The sequence below is a fragment of the Aquimarina acroporae genome (genome assembly GCF_023195925.1).
Taxonomy (GTDB): Bacteria; Bacteroidota; Bacteroidia; order Flavobacteriales; family Flavobacteriaceae; genus Aquimarina; species Aquimarina acroporae.
In genome coordinates this window covers 744,113-770,667 of record NZ_JALPRE010000003.1, presented here as the reverse complement: position 1 = coordinate 770,667, position 26,555 = coordinate 744,113, and the positions used below count along the sequence as shown (strand labels likewise).

22 protein-coding genes are annotated in these 26,555 nt (G+C 35.0%); 15 read left to right on the top strand and 7 right to left on the bottom strand.

All coding sequences use genetic code 11. From position 1 onward, the window contains the following. Positions 1 to 12: 12 nt before the first annotated feature. The 3 genes from hemL to M0D21_RS07715 are packed head-to-tail and all read right to left on the bottom strand — an operon-like array spanning position 13 to position 3,121. Complete coding sequence (gene hemL, locus M0D21_RS07725; RefSeq protein WP_248328063.1) at positions 13 to 1,299, bottom strand: glutamate-1-semialdehyde 2,1-aminomutase; 1,287 nt, start codon at positions 1,297 to 1,299, stop codon at positions 13 to 15. A gap of 2 nt (positions 1,300 to 1,301) precedes the next feature. Next, complete coding sequence (locus M0D21_RS07720) at positions 1,302 to 2,171, bottom strand: glucosaminidase domain-containing protein (protein WP_248328061.1); 870 nt, start codon at positions 2,169 to 2,171, stop codon at positions 1,302 to 1,304. 8 nt (positions 2,172 to 2,179) lie between these two features. Continuing rightward, positions 2,180 to 3,121 carry a 1-aminocyclopropane-1-carboxylate deaminase/D-cysteine desulfhydrase gene (locus M0D21_RS07715; RefSeq protein ID WP_394802451.1) on the bottom strand — a complete coding sequence of 314 codons (942 nt, stop codon included), beginning with the start codon at positions 3,119 to 3,121 and terminating at the stop codon, positions 2,180 to 2,182. 78 nt (positions 3,122 to 3,199) lie between these two features. Here M0D21_RS07715 and M0D21_RS07710 point away from each other — a divergent pair, with 78 nt between their 5' ends. After that, positions 3,200 to 4,153 (top strand): polysaccharide lyase family 7 protein, encoded by a 954-nt coding sequence (locus M0D21_RS07710; RefSeq protein ID WP_248328059.1) that lies wholly within the window; start codon positions 3,200 to 3,202, stop codon positions 4,151 to 4,153. A 14-nt stretch (positions 4,154 to 4,167) separates the two neighbouring features. Here M0D21_RS07710 and M0D21_RS07705 read toward each other — a convergent pair whose 3' ends face one another. Further along, complete coding sequence (locus M0D21_RS07705) at positions 4,168 to 4,494, bottom strand: hypothetical protein (RefSeq protein WP_248328057.1); 327 nt, start codon at positions 4,492 to 4,494, stop codon at positions 4,168 to 4,170. A 30-nt stretch (positions 4,495 to 4,524) separates the two neighbouring features. Between M0D21_RS07705 and M0D21_RS07700 the strand changes: the two genes are divergently transcribed. From M0D21_RS07700 to M0D21_RS07690, 3 genes are all read left to right on the top strand, one after another. After that, a complete protein-coding gene (locus M0D21_RS07700) occupies positions 4,525 to 4,701 on the top strand; it encodes a DUF5522 domain-containing protein (protein ID WP_248328055.1) in 177 nt (58 codons plus the stop codon). Between the two features lie 85 nt (positions 4,702 to 4,786). Next, positions 4,787 to 5,338 carry a DUF4136 domain-containing protein gene (locus tag M0D21_RS07695; protein WP_248328053.1) on the top strand — a complete coding sequence of 184 codons (552 nt, stop codon included), beginning with the start codon at positions 4,787 to 4,789 and terminating at the stop codon, positions 5,336 to 5,338. 88 nt (positions 5,339 to 5,426) lie between these two features. Then, positions 5,427 to 6,041 (top strand): DUF4230 domain-containing protein, encoded by a 615-nt coding sequence (locus M0D21_RS07690; protein ID WP_248328051.1) that lies wholly within the window; start codon positions 5,427 to 5,429, stop codon positions 6,039 to 6,041. Positions 6,042 to 6,312: 271 nt separating this feature from the next. Here M0D21_RS07690 and M0D21_RS07685 read toward each other — a convergent pair whose 3' ends face one another. Both M0D21_RS07685 and M0D21_RS07680 read right to left on the bottom strand, forming a co-directional pair. After that, the gene (locus tag M0D21_RS07685) at positions 6,313 to 7,008 is read right to left on the bottom strand and encodes an alpha/beta fold hydrolase (protein ID WP_248328049.1); all 696 of its coding nucleotides are present in this window, start codon (positions 7,006 to 7,008) and stop codon (positions 6,313 to 6,315) included. A 37-nt stretch (positions 7,009 to 7,045) separates the two neighbouring features. Further along, positions 7,046 to 7,333, bottom strand: a complete 288-nt coding sequence (locus M0D21_RS07680) for a DUF6958 family protein (RefSeq protein WP_248328047.1) — start codon at positions 7,331 to 7,333, stop codon at positions 7,046 to 7,048. Between the two features lie 302 nt (positions 7,334 to 7,635). On the opposite strand from M0D21_RS07680, the gene M0D21_RS07675 reads away from it, so the two are divergent. From M0D21_RS07675 to M0D21_RS07625, 11 genes are all read left to right on the top strand, one after another. After that, entirely contained in the window at positions 7,636 to 7,968 is a 333-nt protein-coding gene (locus M0D21_RS07675; protein WP_248328045.1) for a single-stranded DNA-binding protein, read from the top strand. A 271-nt stretch (positions 7,969 to 8,239) separates the two neighbouring features. Next, on the top strand, positions 8,240 to 8,833 hold the full coding sequence (locus tag M0D21_RS07670; RefSeq protein ID WP_248328043.1) for a Crp/Fnr family transcriptional regulator: 594 nt from the start codon (positions 8,240 to 8,242) through the stop codon (positions 8,831 to 8,833). A gap of 20 nt (positions 8,834 to 8,853) precedes the next feature. Then, the gene (locus M0D21_RS07665) at positions 8,854 to 12,381 is read left to right on the top strand and encodes a metallophosphoesterase family protein (RefSeq protein WP_248328041.1); all 3,528 of its coding nucleotides are present in this window, start codon (positions 8,854 to 8,856) and stop codon (positions 12,379 to 12,381) included. 35 nt (positions 12,382 to 12,416) lie between these two features. Next, on the top strand, positions 12,417 to 14,027 hold the full coding sequence (locus M0D21_RS07660; RefSeq protein WP_248328039.1) for a glutamate synthase-related protein: 1,611 nt from the start codon (positions 12,417 to 12,419) through the stop codon (positions 14,025 to 14,027). Positions 14,028 to 14,087: 60 nt separating this feature from the next. Further along, entirely contained in the window at positions 14,088 to 14,831 is a 744-nt protein-coding gene (locus M0D21_RS07655) for a hypothetical protein (RefSeq protein WP_248328037.1), read from the top strand. Positions 14,832 to 14,857: 26 nt separating this feature from the next. After that, positions 14,858 to 16,108: a cation:proton antiporter gene (locus tag M0D21_RS07650; protein ID WP_248328034.1), complete on the top strand. Its 1,251-nt coding sequence runs from the start codon at positions 14,858 to 14,860 to the stop codon at positions 16,106 to 16,108. Between the two features lie 92 nt (positions 16,109 to 16,200). Continuing rightward, a complete protein-coding gene (ppk1, locus tag M0D21_RS07645) occupies positions 16,201 to 18,222 on the top strand; it encodes a polyphosphate kinase 1 (protein ID WP_248328032.1) in 2,022 nt (673 codons plus the stop codon). A gap of 315 nt (positions 18,223 to 18,537) precedes the next feature. After that, positions 18,538 to 19,476 carry a hypothetical protein gene (locus tag M0D21_RS07640; RefSeq protein WP_248328030.1) on the top strand — a complete coding sequence of 313 codons (939 nt, stop codon included), beginning with the start codon at positions 18,538 to 18,540 and terminating at the stop codon, positions 19,474 to 19,476. A gap of 33 nt (positions 19,477 to 19,509) precedes the next feature. Continuing rightward, positions 19,510 to 20,277: a glycoside hydrolase family 25 protein gene (locus M0D21_RS07635; protein ID WP_248328028.1), complete on the top strand. Its 768-nt coding sequence runs from the start codon at positions 19,510 to 19,512 to the stop codon at positions 20,275 to 20,277. A 115-nt stretch (positions 20,278 to 20,392) separates the two neighbouring features. Further along, complete coding sequence (locus tag M0D21_RS07630) at positions 20,393 to 23,779, top strand: amidohydrolase family protein (protein WP_248328026.1); 3,387 nt, start codon at positions 20,393 to 20,395, stop codon at positions 23,777 to 23,779. 19 nt (positions 23,780 to 23,798) lie between these two features. Further along, positions 23,799 to 24,404, top strand: a complete 606-nt coding sequence (locus tag M0D21_RS07625; protein ID WP_248328024.1) for a methyltransferase domain-containing protein — start codon at positions 23,799 to 23,801, stop codon at positions 24,402 to 24,404. 50 nt (positions 24,405 to 24,454) lie between these two features. On the opposite strand, the gene M0D21_RS07620 is transcribed toward M0D21_RS07625, so the two are convergent. Continuing rightward, positions 24,455 to 26,518 (bottom strand): alpha-ketoacid dehydrogenase subunit alpha/beta, encoded by a 2,064-nt coding sequence (locus M0D21_RS07620; protein WP_248328022.1) that lies wholly within the window; start codon positions 26,516 to 26,518, stop codon positions 24,455 to 24,457. Positions 26,519 to 26,555: the final 37 nt, after the last annotated feature.

Here is a 26,555-nt window from a genome sequence, read left to right as displayed (position 1 = left end):
TATGTTTTATTTTTAAAGCGTTGTAGCTACTTTGCGTACAGCATTAATTGTTTCATCCAGATCTTCATAAGTAAGTGCATCTGTAATAAACCAGGTTTCAAAAGCACTTGGAGCAATGTAAATTCCATTGTCTAACATGCCATGAAAAAATCGCTTAAAAGTATCGTTGTTTCCGTTCGCCGCAGTATCGAAGTCTATCACTGCATCTTCAGCAAAATGTACCGAAATCATCGACCCCAATCTGTTAATTGTGTAAACCACATTATGCTCATCTAATGCAGTTGCCATTCCTTTATGAAGATAGGCCGTTTTTTCATCGATGCTTTTAAATATTTCAGGCTTACTATTTAATTCTGAAAGCATTGCTAAACCAGCAGCCATTGCCAGTGGATTACCACTTAGGGTACCTGCTTGGTATACAGGTCCTAATGGTGCCAGGTGATTCATAATTTCTTCTCTGGCGGCAAATGCCCCTACCGGTAGTCCTCCTCCTATAACTTTACCAAAAGTTACGATATCTGCATCTATTCCCAGTAATTCCTGTACTCCTCCTCGCGCAAGTCTAAAGCCAGTCATGACTTCATCAAATATTAACAAAATATCATTTTCAGTACATAGGGATCGTAAACCTTCTAAAAATCCTTTTACAGGTGGTATGCATCCCATATTACCCGCAACAGGCTCTATAATGATACATGCGATTTCACCTTTATTGGTATCTATAATACGCTGTACATGCTCCAGATCGTTATACCTTGCCAATAGAGTATCTTTTGCAGTACCCTCAGTCACTCCCGGACTGTTAGGGCTCCCAAAAGTAACAGCTCCACTACCAGCCTGAATCAAAAAAGAATCACTATGTCCGTGATAACAACCGGCAAACTTTATGATTTTATCTTTTCCTGTATATCCTCTAGCCAATCGCACAGCACTCATACAAGCTTCGGTACCAGAATTCACAAAACGTATTTTATCTATGTTAGGCACCATAGAAACCGCCAATTCTGCAATTTGAGTTTCAATTTCTGTAGGCATCCCAAAACTGGTTCCTTTTTTTGCTTTTTCGACAACAGCATCAACCACAGGAGGATGCGCATGCCCCAAAATCATTGGACCCCAGGAATTGATATAATCTATTAATCGATTTCCATCTTCATCATATAGATAGGCTCCTTTTGCTTCTTTTACAAAAATAGGATCACCTCCTACTGCTTTAAATGCTCTTACTGGTGAATTTACTCCTCCGGGAATTACTTTTTGTGCTTCTTTGAATAACGCACTACTTCTTTGGTAGATCATATCTAATTGAAATCTTCTTCTTCCTCATTATCGGCAGCTACTTTAAGTACCTGACCGATTTTAATGTTATTATCTGCTAAGTTATTATATGCCTTAAGTTCTTCAACGGTAATTTTGTATCGTTTAGAAATAGAATATAATGTATCTCCTTTTTGTACCAAATGACCACTACTACTAGTAATAGCGCTTACTACTGCCACCACTTCTTTCTTTGGCTTTCTTTTCTTGTTTCTTCCTAATACGTCATTATCGAATTCATAAAGGCGGTATCTTTCAATAATACTTATTAGTTTCTGTGGATATTTCTTATCGGTGGCATACCCTGCTTCACGTAAACCACGCGCCCATGATTTATAATCACGTTGACTAAATGTAAACAATCTGGCATATCGTTTTCTATTTTTTAGAAATAGAGAATGATCTCTAAAAGATTCACTAGCTCTATCATATTTCCTGAAACACTCTTGAGAACGATCATCATCATGATATACTCTATCCCCTTTCCAATCATGACATTTGATTCCAAAATGATTTTTGGCTCTACTGGTAAGTTCACCATATCCTGCTCCTGACTCTAAAATTCCCTGGGCTAGGGTAATACTTGCAGGAATACCGTAGCTTTTCATTTCATCTTTGGCAATGCCTGAATACTCAAAAATATATTGCTGTACCCGTTCTGCATAAGAAAGATTTGCAGCAGACTTTTTTTCTATTTTTATAGGTTCTGTGGGTAATACTTTGGGTTCAACTTTGGTAATCGAAGTAGATCTTGGAGTTGTTGTTTTTGTTCTAGAAGTAGATGTTACCTTTTTACTTCCTCCACATGAAATCATAAACGCAGATATAGATAACAGTACAATAAATTTCTTCATTTTTAGCTTCAAATTGTAATAAGGGGTAGCTTCTTTTTCATTAATTTTTTATTCATCCCGGCAATACCTTGTAACCCTCCGGTATGCACGGCTAAAATACGAGTATTTTTTGGAAAAACACCTTTTCTAATACGATCAAAAATTCCAAAAAGCATCTTTCCGGTGTATACAGGATCTAGTAAAATACCGTGTTCTGTCTTAAATGTATTTATAAACTCTATAAGTTCCTCATTTATTTTACCATAACCCCCAAAATGATAGTCAGATATAAGTTCCCAATTACTTTTTGGGGTATTTTTTTTTATTTCTGATGTAAGAAAATCTCCCTTCAGTGCTGGAAAGCCTAATACTTTTTGATGCTGTTGAGAGGCATTTATCAATCCCGAAATTGTACCTCCAGTACCCACTGCACAACAAATGACATCATAAGAAGCGTCACTAGAAGTTAATATTTCTTCGCAACCTTTTATCGCCAGATCGTTGGTACCTCCTTCGGGAATTAGGTAAAAATCATCAAACTCAGCTTTTAGCTCCTCCAGAAATTTAGTCGATGTTTTTTGTCGATAAGCATCGCGAGCTACAAATTTAAATTGCATTCCCTCGTCACTAGCAAATTTTAAGGTATCATTTTGAAGTAAAGTATTGTTTAAATTTTCACCCAGTTCATCACCACGAATCACCCCTATCGTCTTTAAACCCATCATTTTTCCTGCAGCAGCAGTAGCTGCAATATGATTACTAAAAGCACCACCAAAAGTCAAAATAGTCTTATATCCTTCAGATCTGGCCTGTAAAAGGCTGTATTTTAACTTTCTGAATTTATTTCCTGAAACTGTATCATGAATCAAATCTTCCCGTTTTATAGTCATTGAAACTTGTGCCCTGTCAAGCTCAGGACTAACAATTGATTGATTTTCAGAACTAATGGTATCTAATGAAAATATATGCATGATAACAGTTGATATTTGGGGTAAAATTAAGGTTAATTATTTTTTTATTAATTTTGGTCAACCAATTTTGTTTTAGCTATGAAAACCCTAAAGTTCTTATGTATCTGTTTTTTGTTCGGATTTTTCACCTCTGTCACTACCAGTTGCGATTCTTCTGACACGGAAGAAATCACAACACAACCACCGACATCTGAAGAACCTGATCCAGACCCTGACACCTCAGAAGAAGAACAACCCGAAGAAGAGCAGGAAGAGGAGGAAACCGAAGAAGAACAGGAAGAACGAGCCAGTATCACTTGGAAAAACTGGTATTTGTCTGTGCCTATTGATCGTGGTAACGGAAAAGCAACCTCTATTTATTACCAAGCTATAGAGAATGACGATTTAACCGAAGAAGAACGTACTTACTTTGACAAAAACGAAGATGGGAGTTATACTTTTTTTACAAAATTTACAGGATACACAACTTCTGGAGAGTACCCTTTAGATCAAAAAAAATACTGCCGTACAGAGTTACGAGAATATTGGAGAGGAAATCAGACTACTACAGACAATTGGTCTATGGAAACTGGTACTCACCTCATGGAATCTACCTTAAAAGTAAATCACTGTGATGGAAACAAGCAAACCTATGTAGCGCAAATACATGGGATCAAGAATGAAGCACTAGGACTACAAAATTCTCCTGCTACTGTTAAAGTACAGTGGTATGATGGGGATATAGTGATAGAATATTACCAAAAACCAGAAAGCGGTGAATGGACGAGCCAGGGAGATGCAAAAGTGAACATCGGACGAGTAGAATTTGAAAAATTCACTATTTTCTTAAAAATTGAAGATGGAAAATTACTCTACAAACTTATTTGTAATACTAAAAATATAGAAACCGAGTTTGTTGAACTTTATGATTATGTGGGTAATGGTTATCGATATGAGAATTATTTCAAAACTGGAAATTACTTTAAATGGGACGACGATTATACTCAATCTGCAGAGGTCATTCTATATGATGTAAAAACCACACACAACTAAACTAAAAAATAAAATTATAGATATTTTATAAAGCTCCAGGGCCTCCTTTTTTTAAGGTACTCCAAATTCTCTTCATTCTCATAGGCTTCTCTTTCGAAAGAGATATTTCTATACGCTTGTTGTGAATTACGGTAAATTATAAGCCTTAAAACGTATTCGATTAGGTATATAAGATAGAAAGGTAAAACCAGTAATTCTGCTTGCTGTCTCAAATGAATTCGCTCATGGTTTATAAAAGATTCATCATGCTTAAGAAAAGAATCTTTTACTACGATAAAAGGCCATAATGCAATACCTACAAAATGACGACCTATCAAATATTTGTTAACAACAACTGGCATATACCTGCAAGATACTTATTTTTGTATAATATGAACGGTTCTAGAAAAATAATAACTCCAAAAGAAGGAGATTATTATATCACCCCCGAGGGGTATCGATGTTTTACCGAACAGTATCATCTTAGAAGAGGATATTGTTGCGAGAGTGGTTGTAGGCATTGCCCATATGGCTATGATAAAAAAACAAATAGCTATTCAAAAAAATAGTCCCAATATCATAGGATATATGGTATGATTATTGTGGTGTATTTTCCTACGTAAGTTGTTGTTAAATCTATAAAAATCAGGGATTATGAAATTTTTTTCACTATTATCATTAATCCTTATCATCACCCTTAGCTCCTGTACCACTGTGAGAGTAGCTTCGGATTATGATAAGAAGGCAAATTTTAATTCATACAAAAGCTTCGCTTTTTACAAACCTGGTATCGACAAAGCTGATATTAGCGATTTGGATAAAAAGCGAATTCTAAGAGCTATCGAAGCCGATATGACCGCCAAAGGATTTACCAAATCTTCTAATCCAGATGTATTGGTAAGTATATTTACAAAGACCAAAGAGAATATTCAGGTGTTTCAAAACAATTTTGGCTGGGGCTGGGGCCCTGGTTGGGGTTATGGATGGGGTTGGAACCCATGGTTTTGGGGACCAAACTATAATTCGGTATCTAGAGTAACCGAAGGTACTTTATACATCGACCTTATCGATGCTTCTAAAAAAGAACTAATCTGGCAAGGAATGGGTACTTCTGCATTAACCAAAAATGTAGATAGAAAACAGGAAAAAATGAATGAGATTGTTTCGGCAATTCTTGAAAAATACCCTCCACAAGGAGGACAATAAAAGTATTCTTACTTACTCAAATAGCCTTTCTTTTTAGAAGGGCTATTTTTTTATGTACATTTATACATTACTAGATACTTAACAACCTATGCGTAATTTTTTACTTGGCGCCCTGCTTATGGCTTTACTGGCATTTGGGATTAAATATTTTATAGATCGATCTCAACTCAAGGAAACAGAATTAGAATCCTCAAACCTAATTTTGACCCAAATGAAAAATGTGGGTAAACTCGTAGTAACCGAAGGTCATTTTGCCGAAGTGATCACCTATAAAGATGCTAAGAAATATTACTTAGACATGTTTACTTCTCAAAAAGCGGCAGTAGTGGTAGTTAACGCCAAGGTACAAGTATCGTATGACCTTAGCAAAATAGATTACATCATAAACAAGGATAACAAAACAGTTACCATAACCAAAATTCCCGAACCAGAAATTGATATTAATCCTGATATTAAATATCACAGTCTTATACCGGGATTTCTAAACAAATTTGCTCCAAAGGATCATAATACGATTAGAAAAAAAGTAATATTACAACTGGAGAAAAAGGTCCAAACATCTTCATTGATCACCAATTCACAAAATCGTTTACTGAGCGAGCTTCAGAAAATCTATATTCTTACAAATTCTTTAGGTTGGCGATTAAAATATAACACGACCGAGATTACCGATGAATCTTCAATACTGCAATTGATAGATTAATTGCGAATAAATTGCCACCCCAGATTCAAATTGTTTATCACAATGTGAATCCAGGATCCCTAACACAAATTTATCTAAAAACGGATTCTAGTATCACTAGAATGGCAATATCGTATGGTTTCAAAACAAAAAAGATGGAAAGAGGATATCTTTCCATCTTAATAATCCATCTGTTTTTAAAGAAATTTATTTGTCCCTCAAACTTCTCAAATTATTACAGATTATTACTTTGTACATGTGTAACGAATGAAATAGAAGATACCCTACCCCCCTACTTCATTTTTTTTATTACATCCAAAATAATTTGAGCTAACTCTTGTTTATTTATTTTTTCTATTTGATGATGAAATTCATCAATTACCTTAAAATGAGCATTAGGTAATACATCACATATTCTTTTAGACTCTTCTTGAGTAACCATAGTATCCTTGCCTCCTACCATAATAACAACGGTAGATGCAATATTCTTGAGATCATGATCACCCAACTTAGGAGCATTCCCTAGTTGACGCATCATATTTGCAGTTTGCACCACAACTTCTTTCCATTGATCTACAGTATGTAAACTGGCAAGATAGTGTGCAAATTTTGGCACCTTTTCTTCAATTTTATCTGGATTTAGCATTCGTATTTCCTGTTGAGCAAAATCAGGGGTCCAATCAAACTTGGTTCCAAGAGTCAAAATTTTAAGTCCTAAATCTTGATACTTACTAGCTAAGCGCAACGCAACATAACCTCCCATACTGTATCCAAAAACAATGGCCTTTTCCAGCTTTTGTGTTTTGATATAAGAGTAGGTATTGTCCACAAACAGATCAATAGAGAAACTCTTTTCTATTGCCATACCTCCATGACCATCAAAGTTAAAAGTATGTACCTCAAATTGTTCAGAAAGAAGGTGCTTAAGCCCCTCTAGCTGTTGCTTAGTCCCTAATGCCCCATGCAGAAGTATAATATATTCTTTCAATTGATTTTAATTTATGTTCGTTACCCTGAAATACGATTTATATTTTAAGACGCAATTTATGCGGACTGGTTTTGGGGATTCTCTCTATAATTTGCCTAGCTTCCAAATCTAACTTAACCGTTACAATATACCAGACCACTTTCCCGTCAAAAGTGCTAGATAGTGTATCTACTGCCAAGTCTGTTAAATCTGAAAATGATATTTCTTTGTGCTCTTCAATAGTTTTTAGAATAAATGACTTTATAAGATCATATCTTCTTTTCAAAATATTTACCCCTTGCTTTCCCTGAGGATGTAGTGTCATTATTTTCTCTTCATTTTTCATCACTGAAATTTTAGATATAAGTCTTCAAAATAAATGATTGAACTAAAGTAAAACTATCAGATTTTGACACTAACTATTGTTCATCTTTTAAAAATAAACATTTTAAGATTAAGAGTAAGTCATCAAGAACAAATTACTAAAATATTAATTAGCAATATTTTAAAGTTTTTTAAACGACTACAAATGTTTACAAACGAAATTAATTACTTCCTAACCGAATCTTACTTTATGTCTCGCTTAGGTTTGCATTGTCGAAACATAAGAACTCGATAGTATCAATTGTTTAACGAAAAACTAAAATTATGAACACGCTTAAAAACAAAGTACAGTTGATTGGAAACTTAGGACAAGAGCCTGAAATTGTAAACCTAGAATCTGGCAAAAAACTAGCCAAATTTTCTATCGCCACTAATGATTACTATTATAATAAAACAGGTGATAAAGTAACCGATACGCAATGGCATAATATTGTAGCATGGGGTAAGACCGCTGAGATTATCGAAAAATACGTAACTAAAGGGCAGGAAGTTGCTATTGAAGGCAAGCTTACAACCAGGAGTTATGAAGACGATAAAGGCACTAAAAGATATATAACCGAGGTAGTATGCAATGAGCTACTTATGCTAGGAAAATAAACAGAAGTAATCTTGAATATTCAAAAAACCCCTTATGTTATTTCTATAAGGGGTTTCTACTTTTATATATTATCCTGGACAAAAATTTAATGTTTTTTGTCGTGTAAAGTAAGTTTCCTAAAATTAACGCCTCTAAGGTATTGACAAAATTCATTATTTTTAACAATACTAATCGCGTAAACCTAATTCCCTGTTGAATACGTATACCAAATACTGGTTCCTTGAAAATTTTAACCTCTTCAATAAACTTGGAAGAATTACCATGATGCGTATGTGCGAAATTTTGGAGATGGACAATATTGACAAAGGAGAGGTTATCGACTTGTCAAACCAACAAGATAAAAGCATTTTTTTTCTAAAAAAGGGAACTGTAAAAATTATAGATAGCAAAAGTGATACGGTAAAGTATATCGTAAAAAAAGGAAATATTTTTGGAGAACTCAGTTTACAAGACACCAATCAAAGTACCCATGAAAAAGCCATTGCTCTCGAAGATAGTATTATATGTTATATCGAGGCACATAGAATGGAAAAACTAATGGAGAAACACAAATCTCTTAAAAATGGAATTCTGAAAATCTACGGATTACGTATTAAAAAACTAGAAAGACGACTTCGAGATTTATTATATAAGGATAGTGCTTCAAGAATTTCAGATTTTATCAAAGATTATATTCTTGAGTTCGGAGAGGAAGAAGGCCATAAAATAGTTGCCAAAAATTTATTATCACACAAAGACATTTCTAACCTCACAAATACCTCTAGACAAACCGTAAGCAATGTAATGAGTCAATTAAGAAAAGACAGTATTATTGATTACAACACACAATATATTTCTATTCTTAAAGAGCCCATACCAACCTAAGTTTAAAACACATCATATTTATGAAATTCACACCTTCAAAAATCATCACAATACTCTTTTTAATTTTTTACGCTTCACAAATTCAGAGCCAAGAATTAAAAAACTCTATTTTCATTACTGCCAATACCAGTAAAGACATGGACCTAGAAGTATTACAACAAATAGTAAGTGCTTCGGAACAACAAGAAAACAATACGCTTTTACTCGTAGGGAACACCGCTGATCCTAGTAGTATTAAAGAGAATTCAACTCGAACCACAGTTGGCAAACAACTAGATGTTATTTCAGATTTTAATGGTCAAATTATTCTTACCCCAGGATATAATGAATGGAAAGTGTCTGGTTACAAAAATGTAAAGAGAATAGAAACATTCATACAAGATAATAGTAGTGCAAAATACTATCCAGATGATGGTTGTCCGATTAAGAAAAAAGATCTTTCAGACCAAGCAGTTTTAATAGCTATTGACTCTCAATGGTTTTTAGAAGATTGGGATAAAAATATTTATATCAATGACAATTGTGATATTCAAAACAGAACCCAGTTTTTTGATGAATTTGAAAGCATTCTAAAAAAAAATCAAGATAAAATTAAAATAGTTGCTATTCATCATCCCGTTTTTTCGAATACTAAGGCTGGACTCATTGCAAAAACAGGAGGCACTTCTACACAGGATTTTCAAAACAAACAATATACAATCCTTCGCAATAAACTGCTTACATTAACACGTCAAAAAGAAAATGTAATTTTCGTATCTGGTAAGGATCAAAACCTACAATACATCAACAAATACAATGTCCCGCAAATCATAAGTGGAGCTGTAGGCACTACCCAGAATATTGGATCCATCATGAAAGACGACTTTGGTTCGTCACAAACCGGATATGCCAAACTAGATATTTTTAGTGATGGTAAAGCAACGGTTTCTTTTTACAATGAGAATACCAAACAACCTATACATACACATACTGTTTTTTCTGGGATTAGTAATACCGTACGATACAATTTCGAACCCAGAAATGGCTTTGAAAACACAAAAAAATCCTCAGTATATAGTACAGAAGAAACGACAAAAGGGAAGTTATATCGCGGACTATGGGGAGACCACTATAGAAAATTCTACAGTACACCGGTAGAAGCACCCGTCGCATTTCTAGATACACTTTATGGTGGGCTAAAGCCCATTCGACGTGGTGGTGGGCATCAATCTAAGTCACTTAGATTAAAAGATAAAGATGGAAAAGAGTTTGTAATGCGAGCTCTAAGAAAAAGTGCCATAAAATTTTTACAGGCTACTGCATTTCAAGATAAATATGTAGAAGAAGATTTACAAGAAAGTTTTGCAGATCGTTTTTTACTAGATTTCTATACAACCGCCCATCCTTATACCCCTTTTGCTGTGGGTAAGTTGGCAGATGCTGCAGATGTTTACCATACAAACCCCAAATTATATTATGTCCCAAAGCAAGAACCTTTAGGTATATATAATGATGAATATGGTGATGAATTGTATATGATAGAAGAACGAGTAGCCTCTAATCAAAGTGATCTTGAAAGTTTTGGTAAACCCAAAGATATTCTCAGCACAGATGATGTACTTCGTGAAATAAGGAAAACAGGAAAGTCTATTGTTGATGAACCATCATACATAAGAGCCAGACTATTCGATATGCTTATTGGTGACTGGGATCGACATGAAGACCAATGGCGCTGGGCACGATTTGAAAATCCCGATGGTACAGAAATTTGCAAACCTATACCGCGCGACCGAGATCAAGCTTTTTCTATTTTTGATGGTAGTGTTCTTTCTTTTTTACGTTTTGCTGTTCCTTTTATTAGAATGATGCAATCTTTTGATGAGGAGTTGCCAAATACAAAATGGTTTAATTTTGAACCTTACCCACTTGATCTCACTTTCATCAATAAATCTAACTGGAGCGATTGGCAAAAAGAAATTAAGTACATACAAGACAACCTCAACGATGAAGTAATTGAAAAAGCTTTTGCATCATTACCAGATGAAGTAAAAGGACAAACAATTGAAGAAATTAAATCAAAACTTAAAGGAAGACGTGCCAACCTAGAAAATATCGCAAGGGCATATTACCTCTACATCAACAAATTCGAAGTCGTAGTAGGAACCCAGAAAAATGACAAATTTTTAGTAACCCGACTCCCTAATGGAAAAACTTCTATCAAGATACAACGCAAAGATCTAGGGATTTTTGATCGAACGTTTTCTAAAGAAGAAACCAAAGAAATATGGTTATATGGATTGAACGGAAATGATTCATTTACTGTCGATGGTGATGGAGATCAACCCATCATGATACGTGTTATGGGAGGAAGAAAAAATGACACTTACGATTTTAAAAATACCAGAAAAATTAAGTTGTATGACTATAAATCAAAAAACAACACCATAATAAATAAGAAATCTCGTAAGTGGCTTGTAGACTCCTACGATATCAATAATTATGATTACAAAAAAAGAAGATATCATGTAAATCAAGTATTACCATTACTTGCCTTTAATCCAGATGACGGGCTTAGAGTTGGAGTACTTAACACATTTACACAATATGGCTTACAGCGCAATCCTTTTACACATAAACAATCTATAGGAGCATCCTATTATACTGGTTCTTCTGGTTTCGACATTTCATACTCTGGCGAATTCTCAAACATTTTTTACAATTGGAATTTTGGTGTTGAAGCAGAATACAATAGTCCAACCTTTGCTATTAATTTCTTTGGATTCGGTAACGATACCGAATATGAAAGAGATGACGTTGATCTGGATTTCAACAGAACGCGAATAGAAAAATTAAGCGCTGCTGTTTCTCTTATCTGGCGAGGTAGAGACGGAGGAAACTTCTATTTTAAACCCATATTCGAGTCTTTTAACGTCGAGAATACGGAAGGACGATTCATCAATATTGTACCTGCTAATAATGATGTATTTGAAAAACAAAATTACATCGGTGCGGAAGCACACTACCACTTTGCAAACAAAAACGATTTGGCTTTTCCCACATTTGCTTTAAATACAGGAATTACATTAGGGTACAAAGCCAATATAGATGGAGGTGATAATGAAAATAAATTTGCCTACGTGGAGCCCTATTTTTCAATTGATCACAGCCTAACCAAACAAGGCAACCTTGTTTTCGCCACTCGAATAGGAGCCGAAGCCATCCTTGGGGATGATTTCGAATTTTACCATGGAGCTCAATTAGGTGGTAATAATGGATTAAGAGGTTTTAGAAATGAACGTTTTACAGGTAAATATGCTGTATACCAGAATATAGACCTGAGATGGCAACTAGGTAAATTTAAAACAAGTTTTATCCCTCTAAAATATGGCTTAACGGGGGGCTTCGATCATGGTAGAATTTGGATTGAAGATGACGAATCAGATACCTGGCATACTACCGTAGGCGGAACATTCTGGATAAGCGGTTTAGATACGTTTTCTGCCAATGCTGGACTTTACGGCAGTGAAGATGGTGCACGATTTGTGTTTACCGTTGGATTTGCTTTTTAGGTCAAGAATTAAACTTTTAACATACGCTCACACATATGAAAAAACCAGTAGTAATTGCACAAATTAACGAGTTGGAAACCAAAACACCAACACATGCCATTGTAAATGGTCTGGATCTAGTAATTGTTAAATACGACGACGATATTTCTGTACTCTACGGTCGCTGTCTACACCGGGGTGCTTTGATGGCAGATGGTCACATTGATGGAGATAATTTAATTTGTGGGGTTCATGGCTGGGATTATCGATATGACACAGGAGTTTCTGAATACAATAATAAAGAAGTACTACACAAGTTTACTACACAAATAAAAGGTAATGATGTATTAGTTGATGAAGAGGAAATTAATTTGTATCTGACTCAGCATCCTCAACCTTTCAATAGGGAAGAATATCTAGGTGCATTTGCCGATACGCACCCTGAAGATACAGAGCCATACACGAATTACATTAAGCATTTGGCTCAATATGGACTAAAAAAAGTAGGCCACCATGGGTTTACAGAGGCTATGGGAGTCGATCGAAATACACTCCCTAAATGGGAAAACATTCAATTTTTACCCGCTCAATTAGCAAAGAAACCATTACTAGATAATGAAGAAATAGCCACAAAAGTGGTAATTGGTCCAAGAGCAAAAAAACCATTAACGCTCGACATTCCTCTATTTGTGAGTGACATGAGTTTTGGAGCTTTATCGCGGGAGGCCAAGATTGCTCTATCTGCTGGTGCGGAAATGGCAGGAACCGGAATTTGCTCTGGGGAAGGCGGAATGTTGCCTGATGAGCAGGCACAAAACACCAGGTATTTTATGGAATACGCTTCTGCCGGATTTGGTTTTTCCTGGGATCGAGTTCCAAAAGTTCAAGCATTTCATTTTAAAGGTGGACAAGGGGCAAAAACAGGTACTGGAGGACACCTACCAGGAGAAAAAGTAAAAGGCGAAATTGCCACAGTACGAGGACTCAATGAAGGTGAAGCTGCTATATCTCCAGCTACTTTTACAAATCTTGTTACTGTAAAAGATTTTAGAGATTGGGGAGATAAAGTACGGGAAGTATCTGGGGGAATACCTGTTGGATTTAAATTAGCAGCAAGTCACATCGAAAAAGATATTGCCTTTGCTCTTGAAGCAGATGCAGATTATATCATTCTAGATGGGCGCGGAGGTGGAACCGGAGCTGCACCAACTGTTTTGCGAAACAATATTAATGTCCCAACAATCCCAGCTTTAGCAAGAGCCCGAAAATTTCTTGATCAACATGGTGTTAAGGATGTTACCTTAGTAATTACGGGCGGACTTCGAATAGCAGAAGATTTTGCTAAAGCAATGATGCTTGGTGCTGATGCCATTGCTGTCTCCAATGCTGCCATACAAGCAGTAGGTTGTGTGGGTATGCGTGCCTGTAATACCAATAACTGTCCTGTTGGAGTGGCAACTCAAAAGGAACATCTAAGAGCACGATTAAAGATACAATCTTCGGCCAGGCAATTGGCAAATTATTTTGAAGCATCTACAGAATTGATGAAAGTAATCGCCAGATCCTGTGGGCACAACGATATACGACAATTCAATTTTGACGACTTAACAACTTTTGATTATGACATGCATCGACTAACAGGTATCAACTACGCAGGTGTTTTATGATACATTGGTACCCATAGATCGAAATTATTAGAAAACGAATTCAAGAATAAACTAAAAGAAATGACGACTCAATTGCATTTGGCTGCTCAATACCTTGCTGCAGCAGGAATAAACTTTATAGAAAAAAAAGAAGATGATAGCCATACAAATCTTGGGTTTTCTATTGAGAATTCTTCTCTATACTCGAGAAAACTAGGAAACAAAAACATAAAGCTAAATCTCAATTATAAACTATTTGTATTAGAATGGGAGGATCAAAATATAATTACCTCATTTCCTCTACATGGAAAATCTCATTTGGAGATATTAGAATGGCTAAGGCAAATGGCAAATCAAAGTGGATTAGGCATATACTCCTATAATTTGCATTATGACCTTCCTTACCAAATTAAAAATGATTTTGTATTTGAGCTCAAGGACGACCTTAAAATAGAGAAATTAATAGATCATAGGGTACTAGCAAACACTGTGATTCAAAGTTTTCTTGATGAAAACAATCTTACTTCTGAGATTAGAATTTGGCCTCATCATTTTGATACTGGTGCATTTACACCTCTGAAAAATGAATCTGATATATCTATTGGTTTAGGAATGGCAATTCCTGACACCATGATTGATGATTATTATTTTTATATCAGTGCATATCGTGGTCATGACAGTGTAGATACCACTAATTTTAATACTTTATCCTCTGGACAATGGAAAAATGAAGGTTTTAAAGGAGCTGTTTTACCCTTAAATGGTATAGATAGTAACACTGGGGTACGTTTTTTTAACGAAGCATTTCAATCTTACAAAAAGTAGCACTAAAATTAAAAACTTCCTAAATCATGCTACAATCATTCAGCATCATATTTTCTATAGCTGCACTTTATAGTTTTATCAATTATAAATGGTTAAAACTACCAGCAACTATTGCTTTGATGATTATGAGCTTAATTACTATAATTATTATATCGCTAAGTAAAAGTATTGTTCCCGACTTCTATACATTCTTTTGTAATATCATCATCAATTCAGATTTTAAAACACTGTTATTAGATGGTATTCTAAGTTTTTTATTGTTTGCAGGAGCGTTACATGTTAATATTGAGGATATCGTTAAAGAGAAATGGTCGATTATATTATTCGCTTCTTTGGGGGTACTTATTTCTACATTTATTGTTGGAGGTCTATTATTTTTCGTGTCAAACGCAATAGGTGTTGATATCCCGTTTTTAGACAGTCTACTCTTTGGTGCACTTATTTCTCCTACGGATCCTATTGCTGTAATGGCAATACTTAAAAAAGCAAACATTTCTAAAAGTCTAGGTATTAAAATTGAAGGAGAATCTCTTTTTAATGACGGTATAGGTGTGGTAGTTTTTTCTGGTATATTAATTTTTGCAGGTATGGGTGAACATGGCATAGAAAGTTCCATTGGTTCAGAAATCGGAAAGTTATTTCTGGAAGAGGCTGTAGGAGGATTGTTATATGGTACCACACTTGGATTTATTGGATATTATAGCATTAATTCTGTCAAAGAAAACCCTCAACTTTGTGTAATGATAAGTTTAGCAACAGTAATGAGTGGCTATTCTATGGCTTCATTACTACATGTCTCGGGACCATTAGCAATGGTGGTAGCTGGAATGATTATTGGTAATAAACTTAATATCAAGAGTAATACCGGACCCACCCGAAAACTTCTAAATGAGATTTGGGAAGTGCTAGATGATGTATTTAACGGAATTTTGTTTGTGCTTATAGGCTTAGCAATTCATTTATTAAATTATGATCCTTTACACCTTACTCTAGGGGTAATCACCATATGTATTGTATTAGTCGCTCGTTTTATTTCGGTACTCTTACCGTATTCATTACTAAAACATACAGAAGATAGCCCAATAAAAACGGTGAGTGTACTAACCTGGGGCGGGTTACGAGGTGGTATTTCTGTTGCTCTCGCTCTGAGCTTAGCAGATAATAAATCCTCTGAGGTTATACTCTATATTACCTATGTGGTTGTTATTTTTTCAATTATAGTACAAGGACTAAGTATCGGAAAACTAGTCAAAAAGTTATACCCTTTGAAAACTTAATTATTTTTTACTTAAATATAACATTAACATCACATCTAACATGCAAAACAAACCCTCTACAGTAATTATATTCCGAACTCAAAAGGCAACAAATGGCATTAATATCTAAGAAATATTATAATAGAGATTTATCGTGGTTACGTTTTAATCATAGAGTATTACAAGAAGCTAATGATGACAAAAATTTGTTGTATGATCGTATAAAATTTCTTGCTATTTTTTCTTCTAATCTGGATGAATTTTTCAAAGTAAGAGTATCAGATATTAGAAAAATTAAAAATCTTGACAAGTCTTTACGTAAAAAACTAATTACCAAGCCTAACAAGCTATTAAGAAAAATTAAAAAACAGGTGCACCTGCAGCAAGAAGAGTTTGGAGCTATTTTTAGTAATCAAATTCTTCCTCTGCTTAAAAAAGAAGGTATTCACCTCATTAGCCATGATCAGTTTTCATTATCACAGAAAAAATTTGCAGAAAACTATTTCAAGGAGCATCTTGAACATAAACTAAGTATTAGTATCAATAACCAAGAAGGAAAAGAGACTGTATTTATTGAAAATGAACAACTCTATCTTACTGCATTATCTAATAATTCTAATCTAATCATAGTAAAAATACCGGATGACACTTCCAGATTCATTGAACTACCCAAGGAGAATAATGAGCATTTTATCACTTTTGTAGATGATATATTAAAATATAATCTTCCTCAAATATATTCTGAAAATGGTACTTCTAATTTTTACGCTATAAAAATTTCCAGAGATGCAGAACTATATATTGACAATGAATATTCTGGAGATTTACTTACAAAGATCAAAGACTCTTTAGGTAATCGAGATACCGGACAAGTAACACGTTTATTGGTAGATCGGTCAATGCCTTCTTATATACTAAACATGGTTAAAGATATATTAGACGCTAATGAAACCGATGTCTTATTTGGTGGTACTTATCATAATTTCAAGGACTTTTTTGGGTTTCCCAATCCTACTACAAAAAAACTAGCCGAAGATGATTTACCTTTAATTACTGATAAAGAGTTGTATGGTTTTGAAACTATTTTCGAAGCTATTGCAGAAAAAGATCGATTACGGTATTATCCTTACGAATCTTTTGATGATGCTTTAAGTTTGGTTCAACAGGCTTCAAAAGACAAAAACGTCACCAAAATAAAAGTAACGCTTTACAGAGTGGCCAAACAATCAGGAGTCGCAGAAGCTCTTTTGGAGGCAGCCAAAAATGGAAAGGAAGTATTTGTCTTTATTGAAACCAAAGCTAGGTTTGATGAAGAGAATAACATTCGGTGGGGTAAAATTCTGGAAGAAAATGGTGCAAAGGTTATGTATAGCTACCCCGGCATAAAGGTGCATTCAAAAATCCTTTTAATAGAACGCATAGAAAACGGAACTCCTAAGTACTACGGCTATATAAGTACTGGAAATTTTAACGAAAAAACATCCAAAATATATACCGACTTTGGATTAATGACCGCACATAAAAAAATAACATCAGAGCTTGGTCAGGTTTTCCAACTTTTGGAAGGAAAAAGTATACTTCCCAAAGCTAAAAAATTATTAATCTCTCCATTTTCAACGAGAACCACTTTTGAAACATTAATTAGAAAGGAAATAGAAAATGCCACAGAAGGTCATGAAGCCTATATCATCTTAAAATTAAATAGTCTCCAGGATCAAGAAATGATAGATCTTTTATATCAAGCAAGTAATGCAGGAGTTAACATAAGACTCATCATAAGAGGTATTTGCTGCCTGGTTCCTGGTATATCCGGGCAAAGTGAAAACATTTATGTTACTAGTATCGTCGATCGATTTTTAGAACATGGCAGAGTATACTTATTTGCCAATGGTGGAAAGGAGAAAATGTTTATCGGTTCTGCAGATTGGATGACACGAAATCTCGATCATAGGATCGAAGTGATTACTCCCATCCTAGATCAAGATGTGTTTTCAAAAATAAGAAAGGTGGTTCAACTTCAAATTGAAGATACTGTAAAGTCAAGAATCATAGATGAAGAGCAAAGTAATACTTATGCAAAAGGTTCTAAATCTATAAGGGCTCAAATAGAAATTTTACACACTCTAAGTAATTAGATCTAAATTTTCAATAGATTACAACATTACTATTCATTCAACTCAACAAGAAATATTCCTTCAGAAAAAATTAGTTAGCACATCGATCTTTTATCATTTCTATTGATTTTATTGATTCTTTTTCCTAAGTGAAATCAATATTAAAGGGTTATAAATTCAAGTAGAATGAAAACTATAAAGCTATGGTAAAACAAACGCCAGGATACTATTAGTAATTATCCCTATTTTCAAAATTTACGTATAAACTCTTACTCATTTCTTTAGGTAAACTTATACTTTTAGGTAACAAGCAATATACTCTTAAACCTATTTGTAATGAGCACTAACCAAACATTACGTAATCTTATTCAAAAAGATAAAATCTGGACCATAATCATAACGCTGCTACTTGTGATTTTGGGGTTTACTTCAATACCGTCAAAACCAGCAATAGACTTCTTATCTGATGTTAATAGCGATATGATGCTCGGTTTGGGTATCGCGCTCGAATTAAAAAGTATTGCCACTAGCATAGACCATTCTAATATCCCATTGGTAGGGGGACTAGCAACAGAACTAGAAGATATTTTTACTAAGATTATTAACTATCTAACGTTTGCCAACATAGTAATTGGTATTCAGACCATTCTTACCAACATGGGCAAATCTCTCCTATTCAAAATATTGCCTCTTATTTTTTTGGCAGGTATATTTTGGAAAAAATATAGTCTCCTAGCTATTCGTCTACTTATTATTATGTTACTTATTAATCCTGGCTTATCTATTTATGTAAATGGGATTCACTATGTATCAAAAAGCATGGAACTCACCCTGGGATCAGATCTTCAATTGCATCTGGCTTCTATAAAGAACAAATACGAAGAGAAGAAAGAACATCTCAAAACAAAGCAAGAATCCAGAAAGCAAAAACAACTAGAAAAAGCCAAAAAGAAAGGGCATAAGGATATTAGCATTTTCAAAAAAGCTGAAGATGCTGTAGTAGATAAAGTCGAAGATATAGGAGTAGATGTTGGAGAGGGGTTTTCTGAAACTTTTGAAGTCCTGAAAGAAGGAAAAAAAGAACTCATGAAACTTATGATCAATATGGTAAGTAATTTGGTTGTTCTTTTTCTAATCTTACCATTACTCTATTTTTATTTTATGAGTTTTTTACTGAAAAAATTCTTCCACTTCTCTGGCTTAAGTACCATAGGAACTGAACAACTCAACAACTTAAAAAGCCTTGAAAAAGATATAAAAACCGGCCTTAAATAAACCAAATACTCTTATCTCCTAACTATTAATATCATGAAAAAGATATGTACTACTATAACAACTGTTTTCTTGCTGATCTCTTCTTGTCAAACAGATCCTAAAAACGAAATTTCTGAAAAAAAACAGGAGCAATCCGACGTTTGTCCAACACAAAAAAAACGAATTGAGACCGAACCTACAATTTTAGGAATGGACATTTCACATTTTCAAGGAAATATTGAATGGAACAAAATTAAAGCCGATGGTGTAAATTTTGTATATATGAAGGCTACTCAAGGAATACATTTTCAGGATCCAAAATTTGCTACAAACCATGAAGCAGCTAGGAAAGAATGTCTGTATAGAGGAGCATATCATTTTTATGTAACTGGAATGGACCCCAAAAAACAGGCACAAAACTTTGTAGATACCGTAAAAGAACTGATTCCTGGTGATTTGCCTCCCGTATTAGATCTAGAAGAAGCTGGAATAAAAACTTCAGTAAACAAAGGAACATATGAAACCAATACTTTATTATGGTTAAAAATTGTAGAAGAAAAACTGGGTGTCAAACCCATTATTTATTGTGATCCCACTTTTGGAGATGTATACTTAAAACATCCTGAATTCTCAAAATATAAGCTTTGGATCGCAGATTACACCAAAGTCAAAACTCCAAAAATTCCTTATACCTGGAAAAACCAAGGCTGGACTTTTTGGCAAAGAACAGATAGTAAAAAGCTTGAAGGTGCACAAGGTAAAATTGATTATGATTTATTTCATGGCGATGCGAATTCGTTTCTAAAAATGGTTAAGAAATAGAATTTTGTAGGATACAACGGAAAATATTATAACATTACTTTATAATTTGATGAAAAAAAAATAAACTACCTTTTGCAAGTTTTTATAATTTGTGATAACTCAACTTTCATCGTCAATGAAATTTTCAATTACTTTTCGAAACTCACTAATAATTTGTTTACTTTTTTTTCCCTGGTTTTTAATCGCTCAAACTGCTATCGAAAACAATGACACTACTAAAAAAGCTACCGAAGAACTTCCGTTAGAACCAGAAAGAACCATCTCATTTACCACAGACCAAGGAACATGGATTTCTTTAGATGTAAGCCCAGACGGAAAAACTATTGTTTTTGATCTAATGGGGGATATTTATACTATTCCTATCGCTGGAGGAAAAGCTACCCAAATCACTAAAGGTATGGCTTATGATGTTCACCCAAGATATAGTCCAGATGGTAAGTCTTTAGTTTTTATTTCTGACAAAAGTGGTTCCGATAATATTTGGACTCTTAATTTGGAAACCAAAGAAGAAAAACAAATTACCAAAGAAAATAAACATAATTTCTTTTCGGCCGAATGGACAAGAGATGGAGAATATATTGTTGGTGCCAAAGGAAGAAGAAACATCAAATTATACATATATCACAAACATAAAGAAAAGGGAATCGGTAGTCAACTTTTTAGTAAACCTGAAAAATTAAAAGCCATTGACCCTGCATTTGGAGCCAATGGAAAATTATTGTATTTCTCACAAAGACAAGGATCTTGGCATTATAACGCACAATTACCTCAATATCAGATTGGGACATATGACATGGAAGATGGAGATATGGCAGTTATTACTTCGAGGTATGGTTCGGCGTTTACTCCTACACTATCGAATGATGGAAAATGGTTGGTATACGGAACACGCTTTGAGGACAAGACCGGTTTAATATTACGTGATTTAATAACTGGAAAAGAAAGATGGTTGGCCTACCCTGTTCAAAGAGATGAGCAAGAATCTGTCGCCCCTTTAGGAGTACTTCCAGCCATGTCATTTACTCCAGACAATAAAAATTTAGTGACCTCATTTGGAGGGAAAATATATGCAATATCACTTGACTCTAATTCTGCAAAAGAAATCCCATTTCAAGCCGATGTTCAACTTGATTTAGGCCCAAAATTAGATTTTAAATACCCTATTGATGACGCTAAAAATGCATTGATAACTCAAATAAGAGATGCAGTGCCATCACCAGACGGTTCTAAATTAGCTTTTACAGCGTTAAACAGATTGTATATTCAGAATTTACCAAATGGTATTCCAAAAAGAATTACAAATAATAATTACACAGAAGCTCAACCCGCTTGGTCTCCAGATGGAGATTATGTTATTTTCACTTCTTGGAAACCCGGAGGCGGACACTTATATAAAGTCAATGTTAATGGGCGGCCAAAACCAGAACAACTAACTAAAGTACCTGGCTTATACACAAATCCGGCATGGTCATATTTATCGAATAGAATTGTGTTTCATCGAGGGTTTGCGCAAACTTATGATGATGCAATTGGTCCTCTCACCGACAGATCCCAAGAAGATTTAGTTTGGATTCCTTCAAATGGTGGAAATATTAACATCATAGATAAATCAAAAGGTAGACAATTCCCACATTTTAATAAAGTAGATGACCGCATCTACCTTAGTCATCGCGAGAAAGGTTTAGTGTCTATTAGATGGGATGGGACAGATGAAAAGGAGCACTTAAAATTAACTGGGATTACTACATATGGTTCTCAAGATGCTTTCGATAAAGACCATCATCATATATTACCTTCACATGAAGCAATGGCAGAAAACAAAAAGGCTTCTAAACCTTCAGAAATAGTAATTGCTCCTGACGGTAAATCTGCAATAGCATTAATTAATAATGATATCTATACTGTTGCCATACCAAAATATGGAAAAACCCCTGAAATATCTCTTTCTAATCCAGAAAACGCTTCTTTTCCTGCTATGAAACTAACAACCTTGGGAGGAGAATTTCCAAAATGGTCTTCAGACAGTAAAAAAGTACATTGGTCACTAGGGTCAAGTCATTTTCGATACGATTTAGATAAAGGTAAAAAGTTTAATGACAGCATCGTTAAGGTCAAAAAAAATGTCGAAGAATTAAAAAAAACGGATAAAAATTCAGATTCTACACAAACTAAAGACGAAAAAGAAGCTAGATTTTATGCTGATGAGTTCAAAATAAAAATTAACTATCAAAAGGATACCCCTAATGGAAATCTACTCTTAAAAAATGCTCGTATTATTACTATGAAGGGGAATGAAGTTATAGAAAATGGAGATTTGTTAATTGAGAATAACCGAATAAAAGCAGTCGGAAAAACAGGTACACTTTCTCTACCAAAGAATATTACAACCATTGATCTCTCCGAAAAAACCATAGTACCCGGATTCATAGATACCCATGCTCATATGAGACCAAATTGGGGTGTACATAAAAATCAAGCGTGGACATATTCTGCAAACCTTGCATACGGAGTTACTACCACCAGAGATCCTCAAACCGGAACCACCGATGTCCTTACTTATGCTGACATGGTAGAAGCTGGGATGATACATGGACCCAGAATTTACAGTACTGGACCAGGAGTTGGATATTGGAAATACCAAATAGAAAGTCTCGATCATGCCAGAGATGTATTAAAACAGTATAGTGAATATTATAATACGAAGAGCATAAAGATGTACATGGTTGGTAATCGTCAACAACGACAGTGGATTATTATGGCTGCTAAAGAATTAAGACTTATTCCAACTACAGAAGGAGCTCTGGATTTCAAATTAAACATGACACAACTTATGGATGGATATCCCGGTCATGAACATTCGTTCCCAATCTATCCTATTTATGACGATGTCACTAAAACTGTAGCTGATTCTAGAATGGTAGTAACCCCAACTTTATTGGTATCCTACGGAGGTCCATGGGCAGAAAATTACTTTTATTCTAGAGAAAATGTATGGGGTGATCCAAAAATCCAATATTTCACACCTTATGAAGACCTAGCCAGAAAGTCTAGAAGAAGACCTGGTTGGTTTATGGATGAAGAACATGTATTTAAGAAACATGCAGAATTTATAAAACAGTTAGTAGAAAAAGGAGGATTAGCTGGTATTGGAAGCCATGGCCAATTACAAGGATTAGGTTTTCATTGGGAACTATGGGCGGTTTCAAGTGGTGGAATGAAAAACCATAATGCTCTAAGAATAGCAACTATATTGGGAGCAGAAGCAATAGGATTAGACACAGATTTGGGGAGTCTGGAACCTGGAAAACTGGCGGATATTAATGTGTTAGCAAAAAATCCATTAGACAATATAAGAAATACCAATACACTTACTCATGTCATAAAAAATGGACGGGTATATGATGCTGACAATTTAAACGAAGTCTGGCCTGAAGAAAAAAAGGCTGAACCATTTCACTGGCAAACTAAAAGACCTGAAGGACTACCTGGAGTAAGAAAGTAACGGAGATTACCAAATTATAATGAAGGAACATCAATCTACCGAAAGTAAATATTGGACACAGCGTTATTCTGAAAATCGAACGGGTTGGGATATTGGATATATCTCTACTCCTCTTAAAGAATATATTGATCAAATCACCGATAAAACAACTCGCATTCTTATTCCTGGTGCAGGCAATGCCTATGAAGCAGAATATTTATTCAACAACGGATTCAAAAATGTTTTTGTACTAGACATTTCTCAAACACCACTAGATGCTTTTGCAGAAAGAGTTCCCAATTTCCCAAAATCTCAACTACTCTTAGATGATTTTTTCTCTCTAGAAGGAAGTTATGATCTTATTTTAGAACAAACTTTTTTTTGCTCTTTTGTCCCTACAGATCATAACAGGAAAGCATATGTAAAACAAATGGCCAATCTTTTACAGCCCAAGGGTAAATTGGTAGGACTTTGGTTCGATTTTCCACTTACCGGGGATATGGAAAAAAGACCTTTTGGCGGAGATAAAGACCTGTATTTATCTTATCTCCAAACCCATTTTGCACCTGAAGTTTTTGAAAAGTGCTATAACTCCATTCCTGAAAGACAAGGAAATGAGCTTTTTGGAATTTTTATAAAAAAATAACCTCCCAATGGGAGGTTACTTCTAGTATTTATTTCACTACAATGACGTATTTAGTAGTTTAATAGTTCTTCTATTTTTACTTTTATCTTCTCTGTTGAAGGAATCATAGTCTGTTCCAAAGTACTATTTAGAGGAATCGCCGGCATATTTTCTGACCCTATGGTCATTACTGGTCCATCCAAAGACCTAAAACATTCTTCCTGAATTTTTCCCGCCAAGGCTCTAGCAAACGAATTATTTGTAGGTTCTTCGGTCACTACCAAACATTTTTTAGTTTTCTTTACCGATTCCATGATCGTTTCTTCATCCAAGGGATACAATGTTCTTAAATCTATGATTTCTACAACATCTTTAATATCTTTTGTGGCATTCAAAGCCCAGTGCACTCCCATACCATAAGTTACCACAGTTAGAGTTTCCTTGTCCTCTTGTGGCCATATAGGCTGCACTACATTTGCCTTTCCGAAGGGAAGTATATAATCATCAGATGGCTCTATGGTTCTAGCTGCATCTGTTCCTTTTACTTTGGACCAATACAACCCCTTATGTTCAAGAATCACCACAGGGTTTGGATCATGATATGCAGCTTTCATTAACCCTTTAAGGTCGGCTCCATTACTTGGGTAAGCTATTTTAATTCCTCGAATATTTGTTACCACAGATTCTACTGATGAAGAATGATAAGGTCCACCACTACCATAGGCTCCAATAGGCACTCTCAAAATCATAGATACCGGCCATTTCCCATTAGACAAATAACAAGAACGACTTACTTCTGTAAATAATTGATTAAGTCCCGGCCAAATATAGTCTGCAAACTGCACTTCTACGATTGGTTTTAATCCCACTGCCGACATTCCAACTGTAGATCCCACAATAAAGGCTTCCTGAATAGGAGTATTAAACACACGTTCATCACCAAATTTCTGAGCCAGTGTAGCTGCTTCTCTAAATACACCTCCCAATCTACCTCCAACATCTTGACCATATAACAAACACTCTTTGTGTTCTCTCATTAATTCTTCTACCGCAAATAAGGCGCAATCAACCATCACCACTTCTTCCTTATCAGACGGAGATCGATCTCCTTGTTCTTCGGTAATTGGAGTTGGAGCAAAATCGTGTGTAAATAGATCTTCTGGTTTAGGATCTTCGGCTTTCATTGCTTCTTCGAGATCTTTCGCTACCTGATTTTTTGCTTTTTCTTCTAGTTTTTGCACCTCTTCTTCTGAAAAACCATTATCAAGCAACTGTCTTCTTAGAACAGGATACGGATCTCTAGAACGTGCCTCATCAAGATCATCGCGATACCACTCCATACGAACTCCAGAAGTATGATGATTCAACAAAGGAACCTTGGCATGCACCAGTATAGGCCTACGCTCTTCTCTTATGGTATGAATGACTTCCTGTATAGCCAGATAACTTTCTGTAAAGTTAGCTCCATCTATAGAGATGGCATCCAAACCATTAAAACCCCTCGCATATTCAAAAGCATTCTGTGCTCGGGTTTCTGCTTCATTGGCAGAGATATCCCAACCATTATCTTGCACCAGATATAAAATAGGAAGTTGCTTCAACGCTGCCATCTGGAAAGCCTCTGCAATTTCGCCTTCAGTTACCGACGCATCTCCTAAAGAACATACCACTAAAGGTTTATCTTGAAGTGTTTTATCATCAATATCCACCAGCTCTTTATACTGTAACCCCAAAGCTACTCCAGTAGCTGGAATTGCCTGCATACCAGTAGCAGAAGATTGATGTGGTATTTTTGGTTTGTCATCATCTCGTAAACTAGGGTGAGAATAGTAAGTTCTGCCCCCAGAAAAAGGATCCTCTTTTTTTGCTAGTAATTGCAGCATCAGATCGTAGGGTCTCATTTTAATACCCAACAGCATTGCATCATCTCTGTAATAAGGAAATGCATAATCCTGAGGTAATAATTGCATTCCTACCGCAATTTGTATAGCCTCATGCCCCCTTGAGGTAGCATGTACATATTTTGATACCAGTTTAAAATTTTCTTCATATAACTCTGCCATAGATTTTGCCGTACAAAGCGTTAAAAATGCTTCTTGCAATACTTCTTTGGCAATGGTTTTTTCAGCTAACATAGTCTTCATTTTTCAAATTCAGATGACTCCTTAGGGA

Bases quoted from the DNA above. Each gene is read 5' to 3' on its own strand.
- M0D21_RS07710 (WP_248328059.1), top strand. From the start codon at position 3,200: ATGAAAACCCTAAAGTTCTTATGTATCTGTTTTTTGTTCGGATTTTTC.
- M0D21_RS07715 (WP_394802451.1), bottom strand. From the start codon at position 3,121: ATGCATATATTTTCATTAGATACCATTAGTTCTGAAAATCAATCAATT.
- M0D21_RS07640 (WP_248328030.1), top strand. From the start codon at position 18,538: ATGAGCACTAACCAAACATTACGTAATCTTATTCAAAAAGATAAAATC.
- M0D21_RS07635 (WP_248328028.1), top strand. From the start codon at position 19,510: ATGAAAAAGATATGTACTACTATAACAACTGTTTTCTTGCTGATCTCT.
- M0D21_RS07655 (WP_248328037.1), top strand. From the start codon at position 14,088: ATGACGACTCAATTGCATTTGGCTGCTCAATACCTTGCTGCAGCAGGA.
- M0D21_RS07650 (WP_248328034.1), top strand. From the start codon at position 14,858: ATGCTACAATCATTCAGCATCATATTTTCTATAGCTGCACTTTATAGT.
- ppk1 (WP_248328032.1), top strand. From the start codon at position 16,201: ATGGCATTAATATCTAAGAAATATTATAATAGAGATTTATCGTGGTTA.
- M0D21_RS07660 (WP_248328039.1), top strand. From the start codon at position 12,417: ATGAAAAAACCAGTAGTAATTGCACAAATTAACGAGTTGGAAACCAAA.
- M0D21_RS07625 (WP_248328024.1), top strand. From the start codon at position 23,799: ATGAAGGAACATCAATCTACCGAAAGTAAATATTGGACACAGCGTTAT.
- M0D21_RS07680 (WP_248328047.1), bottom strand. From the start codon at position 7,333: ATGAAAAATGAAGAGAAAATAATGACACTACATCCTCAGGGAAAGCAA.
- M0D21_RS07695 (WP_248328053.1), top strand. From the start codon at position 4,787: ATGAAATTTTTTTCACTATTATCATTAATCCTTATCATCACCCTTAGC.
- M0D21_RS07675 (WP_248328045.1), top strand. From the start codon at position 7,636: ATGAACACGCTTAAAAACAAAGTACAGTTGATTGGAAACTTAGGACAA.
- M0D21_RS07670 (WP_248328043.1), top strand. From the start codon at position 8,240: ATGTGCGAAATTTTGGAGATGGACAATATTGACAAAGGAGAGGTTATC.
- M0D21_RS07630 (WP_248328026.1), top strand. From the start codon at position 20,393: ATGAAATTTTCAATTACTTTTCGAAACTCACTAATAATTTGTTTACTT.
- M0D21_RS07700 (WP_248328055.1), top strand. From the start codon at position 4,525: ATGAACGGTTCTAGAAAAATAATAACTCCAAAAGAAGGAGATTATTAT.
- hemL (WP_248328063.1), bottom strand. From the start codon at position 1,299: ATGATCTACCAAAGAAGTAGTGCGTTATTCAAAGAAGCACAAAAAGTA.
- M0D21_RS07690 (WP_248328051.1), top strand. From the start codon at position 5,427: ATGCGTAATTTTTTACTTGGCGCCCTGCTTATGGCTTTACTGGCATTT.
- M0D21_RS07720 (WP_248328061.1), bottom strand. From the start codon at position 2,171: ATGAAGAAATTTATTGTACTGTTATCTATATCTGCGTTTATGATTTCA.
- M0D21_RS07705 (WP_248328057.1), bottom strand. From the start codon at position 4,494: ATGCCAGTTGTTGTTAACAAATATTTGATAGGTCGTCATTTTGTAGGT.
- M0D21_RS07665 (WP_248328041.1), top strand. From the start codon at position 8,854: ATGAAATTCACACCTTCAAAAATCATCACAATACTCTTTTTAATTTTT.
- M0D21_RS07620 (WP_248328022.1), bottom strand. From the start codon at position 26,518: ATGTTAGCTGAAAAAACCATTGCCAAAGAAGTATTGCAAGAAGCATTT.